Source organism: Runella sp. (assembly GCF_027484545.1).
In the GTDB taxonomy this organism is placed as follows: Bacteria; Bacteroidota; Bacteroidia; order Cytophagales; family Spirosomataceae; genus Runella.
Genome location: NZ_JAIXST010000105.1, coordinates 1 through 19,723 on the forward strand (window position 1 = coordinate 1; position 19,723 = coordinate 19,723).

The 19,723-nt window shown below is 39.7% G+C and carries 23 protein-coding genes, 1 tRNA gene and 1 pseudogene; 9 read left to right on the forward strand and 16 right to left on the reverse strand.

The window, feature by feature from the left end; all coding sequences use genetic code 11:
- Positions 1–530 (forward strand): nucleotidyl transferase AbiEii/AbiGii toxin family protein (locus Q0081_RS09375; RefSeq protein WP_298351888.1); only part of this gene is annotated, 530 nt, incomplete at its 5' end.
- Positions 531–666: 136 nt separating this feature from the next.
- On the opposite strand, the pseudogene Q0081_RS31840 reads toward Q0081_RS09375, so the two are convergent.
- Positions 667–783, reverse strand: a pseudogene (locus Q0081_RS31840) (nucleotidyl transferase AbiEii/AbiGii toxin family protein); the annotation flags it as partial.
- Positions 776–1,534 (reverse strand): type IV toxin-antitoxin system AbiEi family antitoxin, encoded by a 759-nt coding sequence (locus Q0081_RS09385; protein WP_298351892.1) that lies wholly within the window; start codon positions 1,532–1,534, stop codon positions 776–778. The gene Q0081_RS09385 and the pseudogene Q0081_RS31840, both read right to left, overlap by 8 nt.
- A gap of 81 nt (positions 1,535–1,615) precedes the next feature.
- Between Q0081_RS09385 and Q0081_RS09390 the strand changes: the two genes are divergently transcribed.
- Entirely contained in the window at positions 1,616–1,810 is a 195-nt protein-coding gene (locus Q0081_RS09390) for a nucleotidyl transferase AbiEii/AbiGii toxin family protein (protein ID WP_298351895.1), read from the forward strand.
- Here Q0081_RS09390 and Q0081_RS09395 read toward each other — a convergent pair.
- Positions 1,772–2,800 (reverse strand): hypothetical protein, encoded by a 1,029-nt coding sequence (locus Q0081_RS09395; protein ID WP_298351898.1) that lies wholly within the window; start codon positions 2,798–2,800, stop codon positions 1,772–1,774. The genes Q0081_RS09390 and Q0081_RS09395 overlap by 39 nt on opposite strands.
- 647 nt (positions 2,801–3,447) lie before the next feature.
- On the opposite strand from Q0081_RS09395, the gene Q0081_RS09400 reads away from it, so the two are divergent.
- A complete protein-coding gene (locus Q0081_RS09400; RefSeq protein WP_298351900.1) occupies positions 3,448–4,266 on the forward strand; it encodes a hypothetical protein in 819 nt (272 codons plus the stop codon).
- On the opposite strand, the gene Q0081_RS09405 is transcribed toward Q0081_RS09400, so the two are convergent.
- The 8 genes from Q0081_RS09405 to Q0081_RS09440 all read right to left on the reverse strand — a co-directional run bounded on the left by Q0081_RS09405 (position 4,263) and on the right by Q0081_RS09440 (position 10,415).
- Positions 4,263–4,691 (reverse strand): hypothetical protein, encoded by a 429-nt coding sequence (locus Q0081_RS09405; protein ID WP_298351903.1) that lies wholly within the window; start codon positions 4,689–4,691, stop codon positions 4,263–4,265. The two genes, Q0081_RS09400 and Q0081_RS09405, sit on opposite strands and share 4 nt — an antisense overlap.
- A gap of 100 nt (positions 4,692–4,791) precedes the next feature.
- A complete protein-coding gene (locus Q0081_RS09410; RefSeq protein WP_298351904.1) occupies positions 4,792–5,277 on the reverse strand; it encodes a hypothetical protein in 486 nt (161 codons plus the stop codon).
- A 119-nt stretch (positions 5,278–5,396) separates the two neighbouring features.
- Positions 5,397–6,353: a nucleotidyl transferase AbiEii/AbiGii toxin family protein gene (locus tag Q0081_RS09415; RefSeq protein WP_298351906.1), complete on the reverse strand. Its 957-nt coding sequence runs from the start codon at positions 6,351–6,353 to the stop codon at positions 5,397–5,399.
- A 6-nt stretch (positions 6,354–6,359) separates the two neighbouring features.
- Complete coding sequence (locus Q0081_RS09420) at positions 6,360–6,941, reverse strand: DUF6088 family protein (RefSeq protein ID WP_298351910.1); 582 nt, start codon at positions 6,939–6,941, stop codon at positions 6,360–6,362.
- A gap of 150 nt (positions 6,942–7,091) precedes the next feature.
- Positions 7,092–7,595 (reverse strand): hypothetical protein, encoded by a 504-nt coding sequence (locus Q0081_RS09425; RefSeq protein ID WP_298351913.1) that lies wholly within the window; start codon positions 7,593–7,595, stop codon positions 7,092–7,094.
- Between the two features lie 80 nt (positions 7,596–7,675).
- Complete coding sequence (locus Q0081_RS09430; RefSeq protein WP_298351916.1) at positions 7,676–9,076, reverse strand: radical SAM protein; 1,401 nt, start codon at positions 9,074–9,076, stop codon at positions 7,676–7,678.
- A 101-nt stretch (positions 9,077–9,177) separates the two neighbouring features.
- Positions 9,178–9,816: a recombinase family protein gene (locus tag Q0081_RS09435; protein ID WP_298351918.1), complete on the reverse strand. Its 639-nt coding sequence runs from the start codon at positions 9,814–9,816 to the stop codon at positions 9,178–9,180.
- 287 nt (positions 9,817–10,103) lie between these two features.
- Entirely contained in the window at positions 10,104–10,415 is a 312-nt protein-coding gene (locus tag Q0081_RS09440) for a hypothetical protein (RefSeq protein WP_298351920.1), read from the reverse strand.
- A gap of 294 nt (positions 10,416–10,709) precedes the next feature.
- Between Q0081_RS09440 and Q0081_RS09445 the strand changes: the two genes are divergently transcribed.
- On the forward strand, positions 10,710–11,135 hold the full coding sequence (locus Q0081_RS09445; RefSeq protein ID WP_298351923.1) for a DUF2958 domain-containing protein: 426 nt from the start codon (positions 10,710–10,712) through the stop codon (positions 11,133–11,135).
- A gap of 38 nt (positions 11,136–11,173) precedes the next feature.
- Here Q0081_RS09445 and Q0081_RS09450 read toward each other — a convergent pair whose 3' ends face one another.
- A complete protein-coding gene (locus Q0081_RS09450) occupies positions 11,174–12,157 on the reverse strand; it encodes a nucleotidyl transferase AbiEii/AbiGii toxin family protein (protein ID WP_298351926.1) in 984 nt (327 codons plus the stop codon).
- Complete coding sequence (locus Q0081_RS09455; protein WP_298351929.1) at positions 12,154–12,882, reverse strand: DUF6088 family protein; 729 nt, start codon at positions 12,880–12,882, stop codon at positions 12,154–12,156. The genes Q0081_RS09450 and Q0081_RS09455 overlap by 4 nt, the downstream gene beginning before the upstream one ends.
- A gap of 224 nt (positions 12,883–13,106) precedes the next feature.
- Between Q0081_RS09455 and Q0081_RS09460 the strand changes: the two genes are divergently transcribed.
- Complete coding sequence (locus Q0081_RS09460; protein ID WP_298351932.1) at positions 13,107–14,168, forward strand: protein kinase domain-containing protein; 1,062 nt, start codon at positions 13,107–13,109, stop codon at positions 14,166–14,168.
- Position 14,169: 1 nt separating this feature from the next.
- Positions 14,170–15,711, forward strand: coding sequence for a hypothetical protein (locus tag Q0081_RS09465; protein ID WP_298351935.1), 1,542 nt, complete (start codon positions 14,170–14,172; stop codon positions 15,709–15,711).
- On the opposite strand, the gene Q0081_RS09470 is transcribed toward Q0081_RS09465, so the two are convergent.
- Together Q0081_RS09470 and Q0081_RS09475 are read right to left on the reverse strand one after the other, a co-directional pair.
- The gene (locus Q0081_RS09470; protein WP_298351938.1) at positions 15,701–16,585 is read right to left on the reverse strand and encodes an ImmA/IrrE family metallo-endopeptidase; all 885 of its coding nucleotides are present in this window, start codon (positions 16,583–16,585) and stop codon (positions 15,701–15,703) included. The two genes, Q0081_RS09465 and Q0081_RS09470, sit on opposite strands and share 11 nt — an antisense overlap.
- Complete coding sequence (locus Q0081_RS09475; protein WP_298351941.1) at positions 16,575–16,913, reverse strand: helix-turn-helix domain-containing protein; 339 nt, start codon at positions 16,911–16,913, stop codon at positions 16,575–16,577. Before Q0081_RS09475 ends, Q0081_RS09470 begins: the two co-directional genes overlap by 11 nt.
- 209 nt (positions 16,914–17,122) lie before the next feature.
- On the opposite strand from Q0081_RS09475, the gene Q0081_RS09480 reads away from it, so the two are divergent.
- The 3 genes from Q0081_RS09480 to Q0081_RS09490 are packed head-to-tail and all read left to right on the forward strand — an operon-like array spanning position 17,123 to position 19,476.
- Positions 17,123–17,794, forward strand: coding sequence for a multiubiquitin domain-containing protein (locus Q0081_RS09480; protein WP_298351944.1), 672 nt, complete (start codon positions 17,123–17,125; stop codon positions 17,792–17,794).
- A 15-nt stretch (positions 17,795–17,809) separates the two neighbouring features.
- A complete protein-coding gene (locus Q0081_RS09485; RefSeq protein ID WP_298351947.1) occupies positions 17,810–18,151 on the forward strand; it encodes a hypothetical protein in 342 nt (113 codons plus the stop codon).
- The gene (locus Q0081_RS09490; RefSeq protein WP_298351949.1) at positions 18,148–19,476 is read left to right on the forward strand and encodes a ThiF family adenylyltransferase; all 1,329 of its coding nucleotides are present in this window, start codon (positions 18,148–18,150) and stop codon (positions 19,474–19,476) included. Before Q0081_RS09485 ends, Q0081_RS09490 begins: the two co-directional genes overlap by 4 nt.
- A gap of 142 nt (positions 19,477–19,618) precedes the next feature.
- Here Q0081_RS09490 and Q0081_RS09495 read toward each other — a convergent pair.
- Positions 19,619–19,691, reverse strand: a tRNA-Phe gene (locus tag Q0081_RS09495).
- Between the last annotated feature and the right edge of the window lie 32 nt (positions 19,692–19,723).

Below are 19,723 nucleotides of genomic sequence, written 5' to 3' on the forward strand. Positions count from 1 at the left end.
CCAAAAAGCTGAATTCTTTTGTCGGTAAAATGATGCTTGACAACCGGCAAGAGAATATTGCCGAAGAATACGGACTGCTTCCCTTTGAAGTGAAGGTTCTGGAACCTATCCGGACGCTCTGTGAAAAAATAATGAGTCTTGTCCGTTTCTCCTATGCAGAGAATCCAATCAGCGACTTGAAAAAGAAAATCAGACACACCTACGATTTACATCAGCTGCTGCGACAGGAAGAGTACGCTACGTTCTTCCACTCACCTGCATTTGATGAAATGCTTTTAAAAGTAGGTCAGGATGATGTCATCAGCTTCAAAAATAACAACCAATGGTTGGCCTTTCACCCGAAAGATGCCTTGATTTTTTCGGGCACGGAAAATGTCTGGAATGAGTTAAAAGGAATCTATAATGGTGAATTTAAAAATTTAGTGTACGGAACTTTGCCAAACGACACGCTGGTATCAGAGACCTTAAAAAAGATTGCAAAAAGACTTTCGGAAGTTGATTGGAATATTGAGTTACCCGATAAAACATGATTTTACGAGCAAATCAAGATTATTTCGCTCCTAAGAAATAGGGTAGTTCATTTAGACATTTCAGAAACGCACCTTCTGCAGTGTCCCCAAATTCCATGATTGATATTGTTTCGTTATCATTCATCAGGAAACACTGCTCCCGAACAAACAGATTAATGGCTGTTCCTCCGTGTAAGGCAAAACACCCTGCCTCTTTGACAAAAGGAATAACTTGAATAAGAAGTCGGACTTTCTTTCGGTATATTTCAAACATAATCTGCTAATTCTTTCGGAATACTGATTTGGTATTGGGCATTATAAACCCCCTTCGCTACGATACTGCGGTCACCTGTACCGAGATTGATTTTCTCTTTATCTAAGTATTGCACTACAGGCAAATTGGCTTTGTCAGCCATATACAAAAACAATCTTTTAACCCGCACCGAGCTACAGGCAACCAAGAGTTGCTGCATGAGATCGGGTCTCAATGTGAGCTGCCCTTCCAATAGCTGATAACATTCCAGCAAGTCAAACTCTTTCGGGCTGAGATGTAAGCACTCTAAAATTGCCCTCTCGGGAGCAGATATCTTTAGCTGAACATTATGATGCCTGTAAGTTCCGATACCCAATGCCTTCGGAAGTAGGGAGGTTCTCACATGGTGGATGGGGTTATCCCAATCAAAATCGGTAAACCACTTGGGGAGTCTCTCATTGAGAGGTGAAAACAGAAAGATATTTTCTTTTCCCAAACGAACATAATGAGAGGTTCCCTTAATAGAAAAAGCGGTTGGACCACCCACATGCACTTCCAATGAAAGTTGCTGTACCCCCCCAGGCCATTCTATGGATTCTTTCAGCCTTTTATACGCCCCTACTCCTACAGCTTCCAGCCAGCCACTTTGTTGATAACGCCGGGTCAGCTGTCGAGATATGCCCATTTTGTTGAGCCATACCGACGTGGCCACCTGACCCGTTGGCCAGTTTTCCAGCAGATGCTGTATTTTTATGTTATTTTGTAAACTCATAGTTTACTTATATCATTATTTTTAATGAAAAGTGTAAGAAATACTTGAATTGATTACGATTGAAACGAAATATTATGCTAAGTGCCTCCAAAGACTGTTAATGTCCGTATAACCTATGCGTTATATGTCATCTTTCTACACTCAATTGGAGAAGACACCATTTTTAAAGGCGGCACCGCATTATCCAAATGCTTTAGCATGATAGGCCGTTTTTCTAAAGATACAGGAGCACAACTCTTACTCCAAGCTTTTAAGCTCATTCCTCAAACATTCTAAATCATTCTGTGTCCCTGAATATACTTTTGTATTGTATTTTTTAGGCAAGCCTAATTCATTAATTTCATGTTTCCGCTTTTTGTCTGTCAAAAAAATGTCAGAAATTGAAAAACCATTTGATATACGCATAATATCTATTTGGTCATTTTTATCTTCTTTTTTACCGTAAGATGTGATTAGCCCCGTCAGGAAAAAACGTATGTCTAAAGTAGGAATATTGCTGAAACCATATTTTTCAAATTCGCTAATTAATAAAACGACTTCCTTATCTGTAAATTTATGCTTTCCTAAAAGCTGATGAATGATTAAATCAATCCAGTTAGGAACCTGTACAGTCCCTAAATTATCACCTCGAATAGTAATTCCTTTTTCCTTCCTTAGCTCCTTTAATCTACCAATAAAATTCTGAATCTCTTTCTGTCGACCCAAATTAATCAGCAGGTCTTTGTATTGAGAAACTGTTTTGGCATCATTTTTAAATAATCCCCTGAGTTCATTCACCTCAGTTAAGCTGCCTGTAATTATCTCTTTAAAGTTTTCGTTTTTCTCTTTGAAATGGGTGTGAACATATTTATTATCAATGGGCTTAGTATTATTATGATACATATATGTATTAAGTGTTATTTTATTGTTCCTTATTCTTGAAGAGATCAATTGAGAAGTAATAAATAATTCTGGCTTGATACAATAGCCATCGGACAGCAATCGTAAGAACGTATCGTGTTCATTTGAGGCCTCAAAATCTTTGGCAGATGTTTCAAAATAATGTTCAATAGAAGCAGGGCAGAAGATTTTATTTTGCTGATGTAAAATTTGGAGAAGCTCCTTGATCTCAAACCAAAGTTCACCTTCTTTACTGTCCAGCATCTCACTAACAGCATATTGATCTAAATAAATGCAAATCTTTTTTTGTAGGTTAGACATTGTGTTATTAAAACTATAGTTAAAAACAGCTATGATAAAAAGTGCTGCAAATAACTGTATTCTCAATTATAATTTCGTGTTTTTTCCTAAAATATCATTCATGGGCTCCTATAATACTCATGCTTTTTTAAGCCGATTACTATTTGGAATTGCCACACGGAAACGATTTCAGGACAGTGAAATTAATATAATAGCCTGCATTTCACTCTTCTTGAGTATTCCGGGGAATGATTGCTCCTGTTATCGGATGTTGTTTCTGCACAAAATATGGAATACGTCTTAAAATAACGTGAGTTATCGCCTTCCCTAAATAAAGTTAGTTTTTAAGTCTATTTTGTTGTTCTTCGCTTAAATAAGGTAGGCCAATTTCCGAGAACTGCTTACTGTAAATTATTTGATTGATTGCACTTTGAATTATCTATGTTACTTCTTATATTTGATAAAGCTAAACATCGACTAACATGAAAACACTCAAAAGTAACCATGATGCTGTTTCCTTACTAAAGGAACTTCATCAAGATAGAGCTGAATTGCTTCTCAACAAAATCAGAAGCCTGCATACACCTGACTCCTCCTGTACAAGTTACCATTGTAACGGTCACAGTCAAACCTCAACACACAAATAAATCCTGATGAACAGACTGTACTATTATATATAGCCTGTTCATCTATTAATTTTAAGCACTGATGCGGATATAAATGTAAATAAATCTGTGGCTAAAAGTGAGCAATATATTAACGGCAATAAGCTTAAAAATTATTTTAATGATGTAAAATATAAGTCCATTATATTTTCATCCAAAGTTGCCTCTGATCCAACAACAGCATTAGAAAAAATTGAGGCATTTTACGGCCAAAAGCCAACTGTTGATGGCTCTAATATACAACATATAAAAGAAATACGTGACTTTGTCGTCCAAAAAGTTTCCGATAAAAAATGGCTAAGGGGTCTGACTATTATGGCTCCGCATACTCATTGGGATACTCTACAGCCGACCATTTATAACTACCAAAATGATAAGTATATAATAGGACCTCATAAAGTTTTAGATCAACAACTATATACGCCGGTCTCATTCGTATTCTCAATAGATGGTCCTATTCCATATGAATGGACAGACCAATCAGTTTTAATCGAGAAGAGAGATTGGAATATATGCTATGATTTAATATATCAAGTAAATGACGAACTAAAGCTTTATAACATTCCTTTGGGACTAACTATAGACTTTAGATTTAAGAATAGTCTTTTTGAAATTGGCGATTCTTCGCTGGAAGTTCCTATAGAAGAATTGAATAATGAATTTTACGGCTTTTCACGTATAGAATCCGGTCATCCCATTCTTAAAAAGAATAATCAGATGACCACTGAGCAAGTTTCCTGGCATGCACTGTCTGATTTAATTTATGATTTTACAAGTGAGGAGTTATTGCTATTGGAGAAATTAAATTCTGTGATTTCGGCTATTGGCGATCCTGAGGAAAAGAGAGATTTTATTAAAAAATTAGAAGCCGGTATAAGAAAAGATTAGTGACAGCATAGTTTTAATATACGATCAATATCCGATATAGGGTCAAACTCCAAATCATGACCTTGTAAAACGTGAAAATTTTCCCCTAAAGCTTTATTGATTGCCAATCTATCTGTTTCTGCAAGACGAGACGGATGTAAAAGCATAACAGGAGTGTTATTAAAAATTCTACGAAGCGATTTTAAAAAAGATGGCAATTCTTTTGTTTTGTAGCCATTAATTTCCGAACTGATTATAATAGTATCTATAGAACTATCCGGATTTATTTTTTTTATTTTATTTATGAGCTCCTTATTATTTAGATGACCTTCTATAACCTGCAAACTTCTGCTTTTTATCTCAATATATTTTTTTAGGAAAATAACATGCGATGGATCACGTAATAATGCTAAAAAGTTACAGTTTTTGAAACATTCACTACCCATTTCTGATCTCCAAAATCTATGCCCGCTTAATAAATCATATTAGTAGGAAACTAATAAATAATTAAAGTTTACAAAACGTAGATTTGGCCTGATTCACAAGTTACTTCAAACTCTTTTCATCGGTCATGTGCCTGGAAAACCATTCGAGGCTTCTCTTTAGGGTGAACCTATTCTCATAAATGTCCCGATAGTCCACTTTTAAAGTAATTGAAGAAAGTTGTTTTCGAATAGATTCTATTTCTTCCAGTGAATGGCTTTCAATATTTTTCTCGAACACTACCAAATAGGCATTCGGCAATATGATCTTTTTCGCCGTATTACTGAGCAAGATGTGCCAATAAGATTTAGGGTCTAGACTCAAACAATCGCTAATGGCAAAATAGTGATGGCCCTGATTGATAAATGTAAGCGTATCAATGAGCATGGGACCCAATCCGTTATTTTGGATATGAATATAAAGACGCTTTTTTTGATCTCCCAAATCAACCTGCCCCAAAGGCTTGAGTGACTTTTCATTATGAATCCGTTGCAAATACAATTGATAAAACGTAGCCAGTAATGCCAACACCGAAATGATAATCGCCAAGAAACACCTGCCCGTTTTCAAGAAAAAATAGCTCTGACGATCTCAGAATTTTCCCGCATCTTAATCGTTGCTTTGTTAACAGCGGGTAAATCTGCCAGAGAAAATGAGGAAATTAATACTTACAGTTGTTCAACAGAAGCCAGAATTTTATCCAACAGACTGTCAAAATCGGGTTGCCCCTTGTAATACAACGAAGCCGTTTCTTTATATCTCTTTCGGAATTGCGCTCTTAACGCAGGGTCTCTCAATAAAAAAGCTTCATTTTCCCTGATCGGAATTTCTTTGTCCTTGGCAGGAAACCGCTCGTTTTTGTGGGCGTGGTAGGCGGGTGTTCCGATAAATTCCTGCACGTCGGGGTGGTCTAACAAACGCGCAACATCGTAATATTGCCTCATTAAATTCGGACGTATCCCTGCCCCGTTTTGCATCTGACGAAACTTCGTCGCAATCGTTTGAAGCTTTTCGACAAAAGTGTAACCGAGGTGATAACAAGGAATATCAACGGCACGGTTATCCAAAATCTCAATCGCAGGATTTCCCTTAACTCTTTCATAGGCCCACGAACTTATCACACGTTTATGGTTTGGAGTCACCGTATCGAAACCCGCTTCCAACAGAATTCCTTCCTTTACTCCGCTCACAGCGTCGGTTTGGCTTTGGTAGTACAAGCGTATGCCGCCGCTGCGGTAATAATCTGTATCGTCAAAGGCATGATCCCGCTCAACGGAAACAATCCCCTCTATCTGAATGGTCTCGGCCAGCCAATCATAAAATTTCTTTCGCGCTTGGGCAGTCTTCGGGTTCGTGTTTTTGGGGTTCTCGTTGATGTTGAATTCTCTCGGAGGAGTGATATGAATGTCGATATCCTCCGAAAATCGGTCAATGATGCCATAGCCCTTCGATAAGGACGTGCCACCTTTCAACTCAAAATCAAATCCCTGTTTTTTCAGCCCGTTTAAAACGTGCATGATCCAATAATCTTTTTCAATCAGGCCTGCCAGGATTTGGGTTTCCTCTTCCAAAATCCGTAACAGTCCTGAAAAACCGTTGTGTTGATGCAGATAGGGAAGCGACATAGGGGGTTATATCTCCGTTTGCTGTATGAAGGGAGCCAGTAACTTTTGGGTTTTCACGTTGCCATATTCCGCGATGGCCTCCCGCAGTTTTTCTTCATCCATGGTCATGGCTTTAGAAAAGATACGTTTGAGAACGGCTTTTTGATCTTCGGCCAGCGTATCCAGATTGTTGACCAGATCCACCAGTAAAAATTCTTCGGTTACTTTTTTTGGAAAGTGAGGTTTGATGCGAAAATCAAAGTTGCGATTACCCAATTTAAACTGCCCGTGGCGTTTATGATTATAGACGGTGCGTTGGTTATAGAGCTGCGTCGTACCAACCCCTAAACGGTTATAGGCGTTGGGGGACGTGACCAAAAAACGATCATCTTTCAGAAAGCTGCGGATCAGGATTTCTTCGTTGGGCGGTAGTTGCCCAAATACGGTTTGCTCCGGAGCATAGTATAATCCTTGGGAGAGTTTTTGCAGCGTTCCCTCTTCCAATAGTATATCTAAATGGCGGTCAACGGACTTAGACCATCGGGTCAAATCACTTCGGCGGTACACCTTGCCCGTCTCCAAATGTTGTTTTAATTCATCCAGTTTCATCTTGTTCCCCTCCGTAGATTGATACTATCACTCTTTATTGACAAATGCAAGAATTTTCATTTAAAATTCATGCAAATTTACGATGATAATCTTTACTTATCAATGCTGTAAATTACAAAATACACCAAAAAGGTAGTGAAGAATTCTTCTTTACCCTTGGAATTGGGCTGAGTGCTGATTTTCTCTGTCGGTCTTGTGTCTGGCGAACCATTCCAAGTTTCGCTCCAAGGTGAAGGTATTATCGTAGATGTCCCGATAATCTACCTTCAAACCGATACAGACAAGCTGTTTTCGGATTGGTTCGATTTCTTCCTGTGAATAATTTTCGATGTTTTTCTCAAACACGACCAAATGGGTATTCGGCAAAATGACCTTTTTCACCGTGTCACTGAGCAATATATGCCAGTAGGATTTAGGATCTAAATTTAAACAATCACTGATGGCACTATAGTGATACCCCTGTTTGGTAAAGGTGAGCTTATCAATCATCATCGGGCCTAATCCATTATTTTGGATATGGATATAAAGACGCTTTTTTTGATCTCCCAAGTCAACCTGCCCCAGCGGTTTAAGTGATTTTTCGTTATGAATTCGTTGCAGATATAGTTGATAAAACGTGGCCAACAACGCTAAGACGGAAATACAGAGGGACAACAAAACACACCTGCCTTTGCGCATCAAAAATCAGGAAAAGAAAAAACACTCCCTGAATCATTCAGAAAGTGTTTTGAGGCTTATATCATTTCGTAATCCCGTAGCAATTTCAAGCGTTCTCTGGCCTGAAGCTCATAGATTTGGGGAATAAAAGTATGGTAGAGACTGCATTGAGGGTCTTTGCCATTGACTCGGTAGATGGGACAGCCACTGGTACAAACAGACTTGTATTTGCATAAGGAACAGTCCTTTGACTTTTGGTCTTCGTAATGACTGCCCTGCTCAATCATGTCCACCAGATCCAATCCTTCATCGAAAATGGAAAAAGAAGGTTGTGAACTATCCCCCGCATGAACGTGGCAATAATTCAATGTCCCGTCCACATAGATGGCCCCGCCCGAAAACCCCGACGCACAGGTTTGGAAGCCCAAAGCATTAAGTTTCAAATCGCAGAACTGATGACGACGCGAAAATTGCCAACCCCTTTGAATAGCTTCCCGCATGATCGTATATGACTCCGACAGGTATTTTTCCAGTCGCTCCGCGTCAATGTCTTCTCCTTTAACAATCGAATAGCGGAACGGGATATCCAGCGCAATCAGGTAACGTGTCAAATCGGGCAACCCTTCCAAGTTTTGGTTAGTCACCACCGTATTGACTGATACGGACAAACCATCAGCCAATAATCGCCGAAGGTTTTCATCAACGATTTTGAAAGAACCAATACCATTCCGAAACGTCCGAGTGGCATCATGAGTGGCTTCCAAACCGTCCAAGGAAATGCCATAGCTGATGCCCTGCTCCTTAGAAAAAGTGATGATTTCATCCGTCAGGATGGTCAGATTGGTAATAAAAGAGATGTCCAGTTGGCAACCTAACGATTTTAACACTTCCTTGGCTTGAGGGATAAAGCTTTTCCAAGACTTGAACTGCGTCAATGGTTCTCCTCCTGCCAACCGAAATTTGACGTGGCGAATCTTTCTTTGTTGGACGGTTTGTACCAGCTTGTTAAGCAGTTGCTGTTTTACCTCTTCCGACATTCCCCCTGTGGTGTTTAGCGTCGAGATATAGCAATAACTACAGGAGAGATTGCAGCGATTGGTGGTGTGAATCCAAAAGTTGAGTGAAATGGGGGTAGCAGGACGCTCGGGCTGACTGAAATCTGTATCAAATCGAACAATCTCAGTAGCCGACAACCTTTGCAGGAATGCTTCGAGTGTATCGGAGGGAATACCCAACCGATGGGCTAACGTTTTGGTATCGGTCTGACCGTCAACGGCAGCCAAGACGTTATATTGGCTCCTATTCAGAATCCGCAGAGAATTCGGATAGGCACAATTAACGACGTAGAAATGCTCCTCGTCAAGCGGACGTAAGAGCAGTTGAGGGGAGTTGATGGGAATCACGGTCGTTTCGATTTGAGGGATCAATATATCCAGTGCAATCGCAATCGGTGGCCGGCGAGGAATAAACGTATTCATCAGTGCCCATGCCTTGAGTCAAAACGGAAATATCATCGAAGAGAAGGTCATTTTCAGAGAAGGAAATCATAGTAGATAAAAGTTATGTTGAATGGATTCATTTATTTTAAACGGTTCATCAGGGTATAGACAGTACTGGGATGCCAGCGGCCAGCCCCGCGAAAAGTCGGAATACCGCGCTTATTCAGTTCCTGAGAAACGGAACGCACGGAGGTAATTCCCTTATTTTTAAGCCGTTTCAGAAGCGGCGACAATTTTTGAGCAAATTCTTCGGCGGCTTTTTTATTGGCGATGGCAAGCATTGTTCCATTTTTCCCCAGGATCACCCCTCGTCGTTTGGCCGCACTCAGCGCATCTTTCGTATTTTCGCTGATGCGCTGCCGTTGGTCTTCCGCTACCGCTGCCAGAATATGAATGGTGAATCGGTTGGCGTGTGGATTATCGGTTACGACAATTTCCACATTCGATTTAACGATTCCGGCAATTTGCTCTACGTCACGCCCCAGCCGATCAAGCCTTGCCACTACCAATATTGCATTCATCTGCCTGCACAGTTCAAGTGCCTGTAACAGGCCAACCCTGCATTTACGGGTTGATTTTACTTCCATGACTTCACGGATGAGCTCATATTCGCTGAGCTTACAGTAGCTTTTCACGGCAATTTGTTGTGCTTCGAGTCCAAGACCACTTTTTCCCTGTCGGTGCGTTGAAACCCGATAATACGCAACTGCCTGTTTCATAATCCATTACATCCGATTTTGTCCGCAGGTTAACCATCGTTTATATTTGAACAGATTTGTTTTAAAATCCGGTTAGTCGTGCTGAGAAGAGATTGAAATACAGGGCGTTGCGAAAGAGGAGGAAGCTAAAAAAGAAAAGTTTTGTCTATGGGTAAACGATGGTTTACTCATAGACAAATTATTCAGAAGAAATATTTTCGGAACCTATTTCGTTGCTTCACTCGTGCCAACTTAAAACTAAATGTTAGTTTTTTATAGCTACAATAAATTGTTCGCAACCCGAAAAATCACTCAAAAAGACTCAACTGTGCGATGGACTTTTCATGAATAAGAAAATCAACGGTTTCCTTTTCCCGTTCATAGAGTTTGCTTAATCGGCGCGGCATACCGTAATAGGTATCATTGATATTGTAAGCCGGCCATTTGGAACCGGGCTGCCATTGGCCTTCATCATTCCATTGGTATTCCGTGCAGAGACGCTTTCGGTCTTCTTCCAAGTCTCTCTGCGTCGCACATTCTTTAATCACCAACCGCCATAGCGTTTTTCCTATTTTTATCGGCTGACTTGTATAGCGGATTTGCTGACTGATTGTTTCCATTACTATCTCCTTTTGGGAATGGGTTGCACAGATGCAACCTTGGCTCCCGCCGAGGGTGGGGGTAGCAAACGCAGGGGCGGCCAAGGCCGAGGGGAATCACCCGACCTGCACGAAACACCGTGAAGGAAGGTGGGGGATACGGCCCGGGCCGTTTATCGATGACCCTTGCGGCGCGAGGGGGAAGTCCCTTAGTCGAGTTTATTTCTTATTAATCAAACACCTTTTATTTCACCCGTTTTACAAATTCGATTTATGCTGAAATTCAGCTTCTTCCTCTGACAAAGGTAATTCCGCATGTCCCGACTTATTCCTGCCGAACTCCGCGAAAAAATGATCGAAAACGCACGTGATATGCTCAAAGGTCGGGAGAATGACCACCCACCCATTGTTAAATTGTTTTCCATTGCTGGCAGTGCTATCTGGTTGCTGAGCGAATTGAATCCATTTGAGCCTACTATTGCCTATGGATTGTGTGACTTGGGGATGGGTTCTCCTGAATTAGGATATGTGTCTTTGGAAGAGCTTGAAAGTATTCAGCACCCTTCTCTTCCCATTCCTCTGATTGTACGGGACGAGCATTTTGATGCGGAGTACCTGATGAGTGTCTATGTAGAAGCAGCACGTCAGTATCAGTCTATCACTGAAAATCCGGTCCATTTGCAGCAAGCGCATCAAAAATTGCTCAGTCAGCAGGCAAAATCTAAATATGTACCTTCCTGATGGATGGATAAGGTCTTTTGGAAGAGTTATTCAAAGGACTAATCATTTTGTACCAATTCCCACTTTATGGAGGCCAATCTCTGCCTGATCCGTTTCAATGTTTGTACTACGGCTTCTTCACGGGGTAACTCACCGAAAACCAGAGTCTTGAATGAACCTTGGTACGTAACCCTTAACTCCAGCCATACACGGTCTAAATCACTAAAAATTAAAGCCTGTACCGGAGGATTATACAGCCAGTCTTTATTCGTTCTGAAACTCAATTCATCGTCTTTGGCGACTTTGTACAGCATTCCATCAAATTCACCGGAATCAAAAAAATCGCTGATGTTTCGTTGCGCCAACAGCAGGTGCAAATCATAAACGTGGCGTATTTTATTTTTCAAATCAATGATTGGCGTTTCGGTATACGAAAACCGAACCAGACTCATGATTTTCTCACACACAGTTCGTGTCGGTGCCAGGATGGGTACTTCAAAAGGCAAAAGTCCATATTCCTCCGCTATTCCCTCCTGCCCTTTTGCCTGCATCATCTGATACACAAAAGAACTGACTTTGCCTTTAATCAAAGGCTCAGAGGAACCCAGCCAACTTGATTCTACGATAATCAGATCCCTCACCTGCCCAAATTCTCCGTCAAACATTTTGGAATAAGAATGGGCTGTTTTTCGTATCATCCCTTTTTTGTTGGTAATTCCGTCCACTTCCAGTTCAGGCAAGAATTCTGAAACGGCATTGCTGATCCGTTTCAGGCGTTCCTTTAATTGATTGGCGGAAAGATTCGGGTCTTTCAACAACACCAAATCAATATCTTCCGAAAATCTGCTGATAAAGGAAAAGCATTTGGCCAGGGCTGTACCACCTTTAAAAACGGTAAATTCCGACAAAGGGCTCGTAAAAATACGTTGCAGAGTAAACGTGACCCAATAATCTTTTTCCACGTAAATCTCGGGCAAATTCAAATACTCTGCCGTAATTGAGATCGCATCTGTAAACAGGTCCGGGTTTTCGTGTAATTTCATTGAATGTTCCAGTTGGAGGCCGTTTTCAGCAGAGACTTATTGAATCCCAGGGTAAACTTAGTAAAAGGATTAAGGCTTTCTTTGAGCGGGGTCAAATCCAACCCGCTTTGAATTTCTTCCAAAACGGCTCCCAATAATGCCCTTACCCGTGGCGGATATAACAGGGCATAGGTGATCATTTGGCTTTGCCGTTCGTTGCTCAATGCCTTAATGCGAGTTTTGAAAATGGTCAGTGCCGACCGTATATCCAGATCCGGGATTTGTTTTAGGTCCTTCATGGCATCCAGAAAACCCAGCATTTGATAATTATCTTCGGATACATCGGCGTAGCTTTTGACGGAACTGACTTTGATGAAGCTGATTCCGCTCAGATTACGACGGGACCGACCGGCGATTTGAATATCGGATGGCACCTGAGTGGTCAGTCCCAGTTGATTATAGAGCCTTGTACCTGTGATGTAGGCTGTGCGCTGCTCCTTTTGGTACAGGTAAGGTTTAAGTAACTCCGCCTCATTGGGTCGTTTTCGACCAAAAACGGTCATTTTGGGCTTATAAAAGCGCCCTTTAGAGACCCTGCTGACCAATCCTTTCTTCTGCAACCGTTCCAGCGCCTTGGCCGCCGACGCAAACTCTTCCCGGCCAATGGATAACCGGTCATACCCAAAGATTACATCCTCGGGCATATTCTTTATCGTTTGGGCTATTTTTTCAGCGACACTTATCATTCTGCAAATATAGCATATGTGCCAAAATATGTCAAGTTTTGTGTTTTATTTACTTGACAGCATAAAATATGTCAACGCTTATCTCCCTGGGCTACTTTACCACTTGATAAATATATGACGATTTATTTGCAGGCTTACTGAAACTCCATTACTTTCCAATCATAATAACTTTAACTGTTTTACATTGGATTTTATGTGCCACTAAGCTTTCTTATATTTTTATAATGACGCCAGAACAACTGACACCTGCAAAATATTTAGAAGGAAAAATATTACCCAATTATTGGATTGTACAAGAACCCATAACTAAACATCCAAATGGATCGGGAGGCAATTTTTCGTATTCATACAATGTCCTAAATCAGAATACGGGTCAGCAAGCTTTTTTGAAAGCATTAGACTTTTCAAGGGCTTTAAGTGCGGCTGATCCTTTAAAGGCTATGTCTATTTTGACTAATTTGGTCAATTATGAGCAAAATCTATTAGAGATTTGTCGCAGTAAAAGACTAAGCAGAATTGTTTCTCTTATTGATTCAGGAAACTATCCCGCCTCAAATGGCGGCATAATTCCAGTTCCTTACTTTATTATGGAACTGGCTTCAGGGGATATTTACAACCAACTGGACTTCTCTCAAAAGATAGACCATTTATTAAATCTCCAAATTCTGCACAGTATTTCGGCCGCACTATTTCAACTACATTATAATGGGATAGCTCATCAAGACTTGAAACCTTCTAATATATTAATTATCGAAAAAAGTCCTCATAAGTTAGGAGACTTAGGAAGAGCCGATTTAAGGAGTCAGCCCCCGCCTTATGCAATAATGGATTTTGCCGGTGATCCGTCTTATGCGCCTCCGGAAGCTCTATATAAATCTGTACATCAAGATTGGATATTTCGTCGAATTGCGAGCGATGCTTATCAACTGGGCAGTATGATCGTTTTCCTTTATACACAGCTTAATATGACTGCTGTAATGAAAAATCATATATCTCCGAAGCATGATTGGAATAATTGGACGCAAACTTATAGGGAAGTTCTTCCGTATTTATACGTTGCCTTAGAAAAATCAGTTGATTTTTTTAAAGATCAAGTGGACGATAAAGAATTAGCCAAAGATTTAAGTGATATTATATTTCAACTTTGCGATCCTGATCCGACTAAACGAGGACATCCAAAATCAATCAATAAACGATTGAGTACGATAAGTTTAGAAAGGTACATTACAATTTTTGATCGATTGTTAAAAAACTATAGGGTAAAGAATTTTAGAACAAAAATTTAAGATGGCTGGCTGGATTGCAGATGACAAAAAAAGAAATGTTATTCCAAGATGGAGAGATTTTACTCAAACTCTTAAATTGGGGGAACTTAGCCCAATCCATACTCTTGGATCTAAGCACTCCGATTTTATACATTCGGAATTCCACAAAAAGAAAATTATAGATTGGCAAACGGAACGAACAATCAAAAATGCGATTGAACTCTTAAATTCGTCCTATGTAGTAGATGATTTAGAGCAATCTCATGAAGCAGCACTTTATCTTAATAATCAAAAAAAAATAACTTCCCCTTCAGTTGGGATATTAGCAGAGCGTATATTAGAACCTTATATCGTTGAAAATTCACTTTCCCAACCAAGTAACTTTAAAGATTTAGATTCTGTTCTTAGGCCACTGGTTAAGGATTTGAGGATATCTATTAATAATAACCTAAATAATTCTATCAGTTGGGTTGAACTTGCACGTTTATATCTTATCTTAGGTAAAGAAAGAGCTGCTGAGAGATGCATATTAGTCGCTACTCAACTTTCACCTGATAATAGATATATAAGCAGAATAGCATCAAGATTTTTTACTCATACCGGTGATTATAAAAAGGCAAAACAAATTTTAAAGTCAAATATTGCCTTTAATGTAGATCCTTGGCTACTTGGGGCTGATATCGGTATCTCTTCACTCCAAAGAAAAAGTTCATTTCATATAAAAAAAGCAAGGGAACTGATTTTGTCTAAAAATTACTCTCCCTTCGAATTGAACGAGCTATTATCAGCTTTAGCTACGGTAGAGCTAAATGCAGGCAGTATTAAAAATTCAAGAAAGCTATTCAATCAATCCTTGGTAACACCCAACGATAATTCTGTCGCTCAAGCAGTATGGGCTATGAACCATATAAATAATCTTAATTTTTCTAATTCTGCCTTGGATGAAATTCCTAATATATATGAAGCTAAAGCTTATCATTATTTTAATGCTAAGCAATGGGAATCAACAATGTCAAATACATTGCAATGGTTTGTTGATCAACCATTTTCAAGAGACCCTGCGGGTTTTGGATCTTTCATAGCATCCTCTATTTTAGAGAAATATGATGATGCAGTAAAGCTATGTACATATGGCTTAAAAGCAACACCCAATGATTTTACGTTATTGAATAATTTGGCTTTCTCATTACTAAAAATGAATAATGTAAAGGATGCCGGTACAGTCATCCATAAAATACATATAGGAACATTGGATGAAAAACAAAAAGCTGTTTATCTGGCTACAAAAGGGTTATTTATGTACAAGAACGGCTTTTCAGACCAGGGAGCAAATTTGTATAAAGAGTCCAGTGGACTCGCGGGGAAAATAAAAAACAAAAAACTGCAATTGCTTTCAGATTTTCACCATTTATCTATTCAACTGGAAATTGACGGATTTCCGGACGATAAAGTCGCGAAAGTTGATCAACTTGCAAAGCAGTTGGCAACCCTTGATGAGATTTATTTAGTAGATTTAGTCAATAATTTAAAAAGGCGTATTGAGGACTATAGAACTAAACTTTGAGATAAATATTGGTTTTTGAACGGATCATCTCTCCTTTAGGAACTATTAAAACAAAAATGTTATAGGTATTGTCAAAGTAATAATAATTACAATCTACGGACTTCATATCTTGGGAGAGAATTTGTATTTCACTTTTATAATGTTTTCGGCCAATTAAATAATCCAGTACAAAAGGTACTTCAATACCAAGTTCACTTCCCCAGGCTATCGTTCCCCAATCTTTGGTAAAAGAGTTAGATTGGAAAGAGTTTCGAACATACAATTTTGGCAAATTAAAGGTTTTGTCCTCATCTTTTTTTAAAACTAATAAAGCGCACCTTTTTGGATTTTTTTCAACATATCTTCTTAAGGTAGAGTGGACAGAAGCCCCAAAAGTCTTTGAAAGCAAAATTGCGGAATTCATTTCCAGTGGAAGTTCTGCCATTTTATCACTGAATATTCCGAGTTGAAAAAGTGAAGCAGAAGCAAATAAGTTTGCTTCTGCTTCAAATAATTCATTAATATCAGGATCCAGTGTTTCGTCATCATCCAAACAGTTCTGTAATTTTTCCTGCCAAGGACAGAGCTCATGACCGGCTTCGTGTAGTTTGACAAACGTTTTTCTTACACCAAGCTGTGTTAAATCAAGGTATACTGTTTTCTCTTTACGGTCCAATACACCTCTAAGTTTTATCATTCCTCTTCTGACCTGCATATCGGCTTTATTGAAAAATGAATTATTTATTTTGCTTAAATCCACCCCTGAACTGACTTTCAAATTGGCATAGGCAAGTATCTTATCAACAGGAGTTGGAAAAATCCCCAATGCTTTACTGCCGGATAAAGTGTCCAAAGCAATATTTTCAACTGCCTTGATTTTGTGTTCACTTAGCATCTCTGAAACGCATATACTTTAAAAAATTTAACAGTTCCTCTTCTTCTTCCGTTGTCAGATTTTCGGAGGATAGTGCAAAGTGTCTTTCCAGCTTGGTGGAATCTTTCTTTTTCTCGACTATGCCTGCCATAACCATCAAATCATCAAAACTGATGTTGAAAAGTTCTGACAACTTGTACAAGGTGTTCGCAGACGGTTTTTTGATTTTATCGTTTTCTAACTGGCTTAAATAAGCGTTAGAGATGCCGGATTGTATTTCTACTTCTCTTAATGTAAGTCTTTTAAGTTCACGGGCTTCCCGTATCACTTTTCCTACGGTCTTTTCCATGGTAGTATTGATTTTTTTACACAAAGTAAATAAATCTAAATTTACAAAGCAAGCGCTAAGTAAATATTTGATGTATCAAAAATTTGCTTAATACAAATCTTTGATTGTTAATCTCTTGCTAAATATACGAAAAAATAATTTAGATTTTGCTTGCTTCACCAAGCAAAACGTCATTACCTTTGCATCGAAACAATTTCATTTAATACACTATGAAACCAAACACAAATGCGGGAGTTGACACAGGAGTTGCCACCCCGCTTCCAGTAACCTTCCAAGATCAAAAATTTACTTGGGGTGGTCAGTATGCAAATGGTAAAGAGCTTAAGAAGCTTTTCGGAGTTCCTGTCGATCAAGCGTTGTTTTTATCTCTTGTAGACCCATGGGATGACCAATTGATCACTGATGAAATGATCATTGACTTGGCACGTCCAGGTGTCGAAAAGTTCTATGTTCGCCTGCCGCTGGAATACCAACTGGATGACAAGAAGCTTTCATGGGATAAACCGTTCATTACAGGGCTTGAACTCCGTCAAATTGGTGGAGTGGAAGTTGAGGATGAAATCTGGTTGAAGATTCCAAAGCCCTATTCGGACGAATTAGTAAAAAATGAGATTCGTATCGACTTGACTCGTCCCGAAGTCGAACAATTTTACGTCGTTAAGGCTGAGGTAGTAATTACGATTAACGCTATTGAGCACAAGGTAAAACGAGGCACCTACAGCGTAGCTCAACTCAAAAAAGTTGGTAATATTAAAGCTACTGACGAGTTAGATCAGATAAAATCAGGGCATGTACTGGTTCCTTTGGAAGATGATGCTTCTGTCGAAATCAAGGGTTGTGAGCAGTTTGTTTCTCATAAAAGAGACGGATCTTCCTCGTAAAATATCGTTTGCGTAATGGCGTTTCCTGATAATCAAATCGCCGGATTAAAGCTTATAGCCCCTTCGTTGAGCACTGCCGACGAAGGAGGCTATACCTATATCCGAATAGAAAATCTCCGGCTACCGAAGGGGTGTCAGCCGGAGCTCGTAGATGCTTTACTGTGCCCTACCCCCAGAGAAGGTTACAACTCACGCCTTTTCTTTGCACAGCCAATCACCGGTGGCCCTTCCCGTAATTGGAATGGAAATATCCGGGTACTGAACCAAAACTGGTATGCGATTTCTTGGCAAACCGAGCTGGGAAAGAGCTTGGCAGAAATACTTTTAGTTCACTTAGATGCTTTTCGAACAAGATGAAGAAAAATGATATTCATTTTCGTATTCCGCAAAGGTTGCATCAACAAATGCTTGATGACTTGCGGCGACCACACCCGTTCGCTTTTGAGAGAGTAGGTTTCTTGTATACTACCTCTGTGGAAATGCCTGATAAAACAATTTTGATTATTGCGACCGAATACACTCCGGTTGAAGATACTCATTACATTAATGATTATTCTGTCGGAGCAAAAATTAATTCCGACGCTATCAGGACTGCCATGCAAAGATCACTTAAAAATCAAACCGGGTGTTTTCATGTCCATATACATGACCATCGAGGTATACCTACACCAAGCCGCACGGATATCAAGAGCTTATCTGGCGTAGTAGAAAGCTTGAGTAATGTTGCTCCCAATGAGGCCAACGGCTATTTGATTCTAAGCCGTGACTCCTTTTATGCAGCCGTAAAAGTAAAGGGTATTGTTAGTTTACAAATGCCGAAAATTATTTCGGCTATTGGAAAACCAATGTTGTTTTCATTTGAAAATACATACTTACCTGTGAAAGCCATATACAATCGCCAATCCTTTCTCGGCCCTGCTTCCCCTTTAATTTTTGATACAATTAAAGTTGGTATTGTAGGCTATGGCGGTGGCGGCTCTCACATAGGGCAACTGTTGGCTCATATTGGTATAAAAAATATAGTGGTATTTGACGGAGATATTGTTGAAGAAACTAACTTAAATCGATTAATCGGAGCTTGGCCGCCAGATGCTGTAAATAAAGCGGCTAAGACAAAAATTGCCAAAAGGACAATTAAGAAAATAAATCCGAAAGCTAATGTAGTAATCTGTAGCGAACGATGGCAACAGCGTCCGGAACTTATTCATTCTTGTGATGTAATGTTTGGAGGAGTTGATTCCTATGGCGAACGAGATCAGTTGGAAGCGGAATGTCGTCGTTACTTGATACCTTTACTTGATATAGGAATGGATGTTCATCAATCGGAAGATTCTCCGTTTTCAATGTCAGGTCAAGTTATTCTTTCAATGCCTGGATCTGCCTGTATGCGTTGTTTTCAGTTTTTAACGGAAAAGAAACTTGCATTGGAAGCGGCAAAGTATGGGAAAGTAGGCGGTCGCCCTCAAGTAGTATGGCCCAATGGAGTATTAGCTTCTACCGCAGTGGGTTTATTTGTAAATCTTGTAACCAATTGGGCAGAGGATCAAACCGGTCCTGCCTATTTGGAATATGACGGTAATACTGGCTTAATTCGGGAACACATTAGAGCGAGTTTTACAAAGGGCGATTGCTCGCACTATCCGTTAGAAGCAGTGGGCAAGCCTAAATTTATAGCTTTGTAAGTTGAAAAAGCGGATTCAACAAAATAGTTCTGAATCCAAGATTGCCGCGATGCACTATTCGTAAACATCCGAAATGTTTACGAATAGTTTACCAAAGAAAAAGGCAGTTACAACTTTTGGTCGTAACTGCCTGATTTTGAGGTGGTGATGGACGGAATCGAACCGCCGACACAAGGATTTTCAGTCCTTTGCTCTACCGACTGAGCTACATCACCATCGTTGTCGGTACTTCCCGTGATTTGGGAGT

Excerpts from the sequence above, each read along its gene's own strand:
- Q0081_RS09385 (WP_298351892.1), bottom strand. The coding sequence starts at position 1,534 with ATGAGTTTACAAAATAACATAAAAATACAGCATCTGCTGGAAAACTGG.
- Q0081_RS09405 (WP_298351903.1), bottom strand. The coding sequence starts at position 4,691 with ATGGGTAGTGAATGTTTCAAAAACTGTAACTTTTTAGCATTATTACGT.
- Q0081_RS09415 (WP_298351906.1), bottom strand. The coding sequence starts at position 6,353 with ATGTCGCTTCCCTATCTGCATCAACACAACGGTTTTTCAGGACTGTTA.
- Q0081_RS09420 (WP_298351910.1), bottom strand. The coding sequence starts at position 6,941 with ATGAAACTGGATGAATTAAAACAACATTTGGAGACGGGCAAGGTGTAC.
- Q0081_RS09430 (WP_298351916.1), bottom strand. The coding sequence starts at position 9,076 with ATGAATACGTTTATTCCTCGCCGGCCACCGATTGCGATTGCACTGGAT.
- Q0081_RS09435 (WP_298351918.1), bottom strand. The coding sequence starts at position 9,816 with ATGAAACAGGCAGTTGCGTATTATCGGGTTTCAACGCACCGACAGGGA.
- Q0081_RS09440 (WP_298351920.1), bottom strand. The coding sequence starts at position 10,415 with ATGGAAACAATCAGTCAGCAAATCCGCTATACAAGTCAGCCGATAAAA.
- Q0081_RS09445 (WP_298351923.1), top strand. The coding sequence starts at position 10,710 with ATGTCCCGACTTATTCCTGCCGAACTCCGCGAAAAAATGATCGAAAAC.
- Q0081_RS09450 (WP_298351926.1), bottom strand. The coding sequence starts at position 12,157 with ATGAAATTACACGAAAACCCGGACCTGTTTACAGATGCGATCTCAATT.
- Q0081_RS09455 (WP_298351929.1), bottom strand. The coding sequence starts at position 12,882 with ATGATAAGTGTCGCTGAAAAAATAGCCCAAACGATAAAGAATATGCCC.
- Q0081_RS09460 (WP_298351932.1), top strand. The coding sequence starts at position 13,107 with ATGACGCCAGAACAACTGACACCTGCAAAATATTTAGAAGGAAAAATA.
- Q0081_RS09465 (WP_298351935.1), top strand. The coding sequence starts at position 14,170 with ATGGCTGGCTGGATTGCAGATGACAAAAAAAGAAATGTTATTCCAAGA.
- Q0081_RS09470 (WP_298351938.1), bottom strand. The coding sequence starts at position 16,585 with ATGCTAAGTGAACACAAAATCAAGGCAGTTGAAAATATTGCTTTGGAC.
- Q0081_RS09475 (WP_298351941.1), bottom strand. The coding sequence starts at position 16,913 with ATGGAAAAGACCGTAGGAAAAGTGATACGGGAAGCCCGTGAACTTAAA.
- Q0081_RS09480 (WP_298351944.1), top strand. The coding sequence starts at position 17,123 with ATGAAACCAAACACAAATGCGGGAGTTGACACAGGAGTTGCCACCCCG.
- Q0081_RS09485 (WP_298351947.1), top strand. The coding sequence starts at position 17,810 with ATGGCGTTTCCTGATAATCAAATCGCCGGATTAAAGCTTATAGCCCCT.
- Q0081_RS09490 (WP_298351949.1), top strand. The coding sequence starts at position 18,148 with ATGAAGAAAAATGATATTCATTTTCGTATTCCGCAAAGGTTGCATCAA.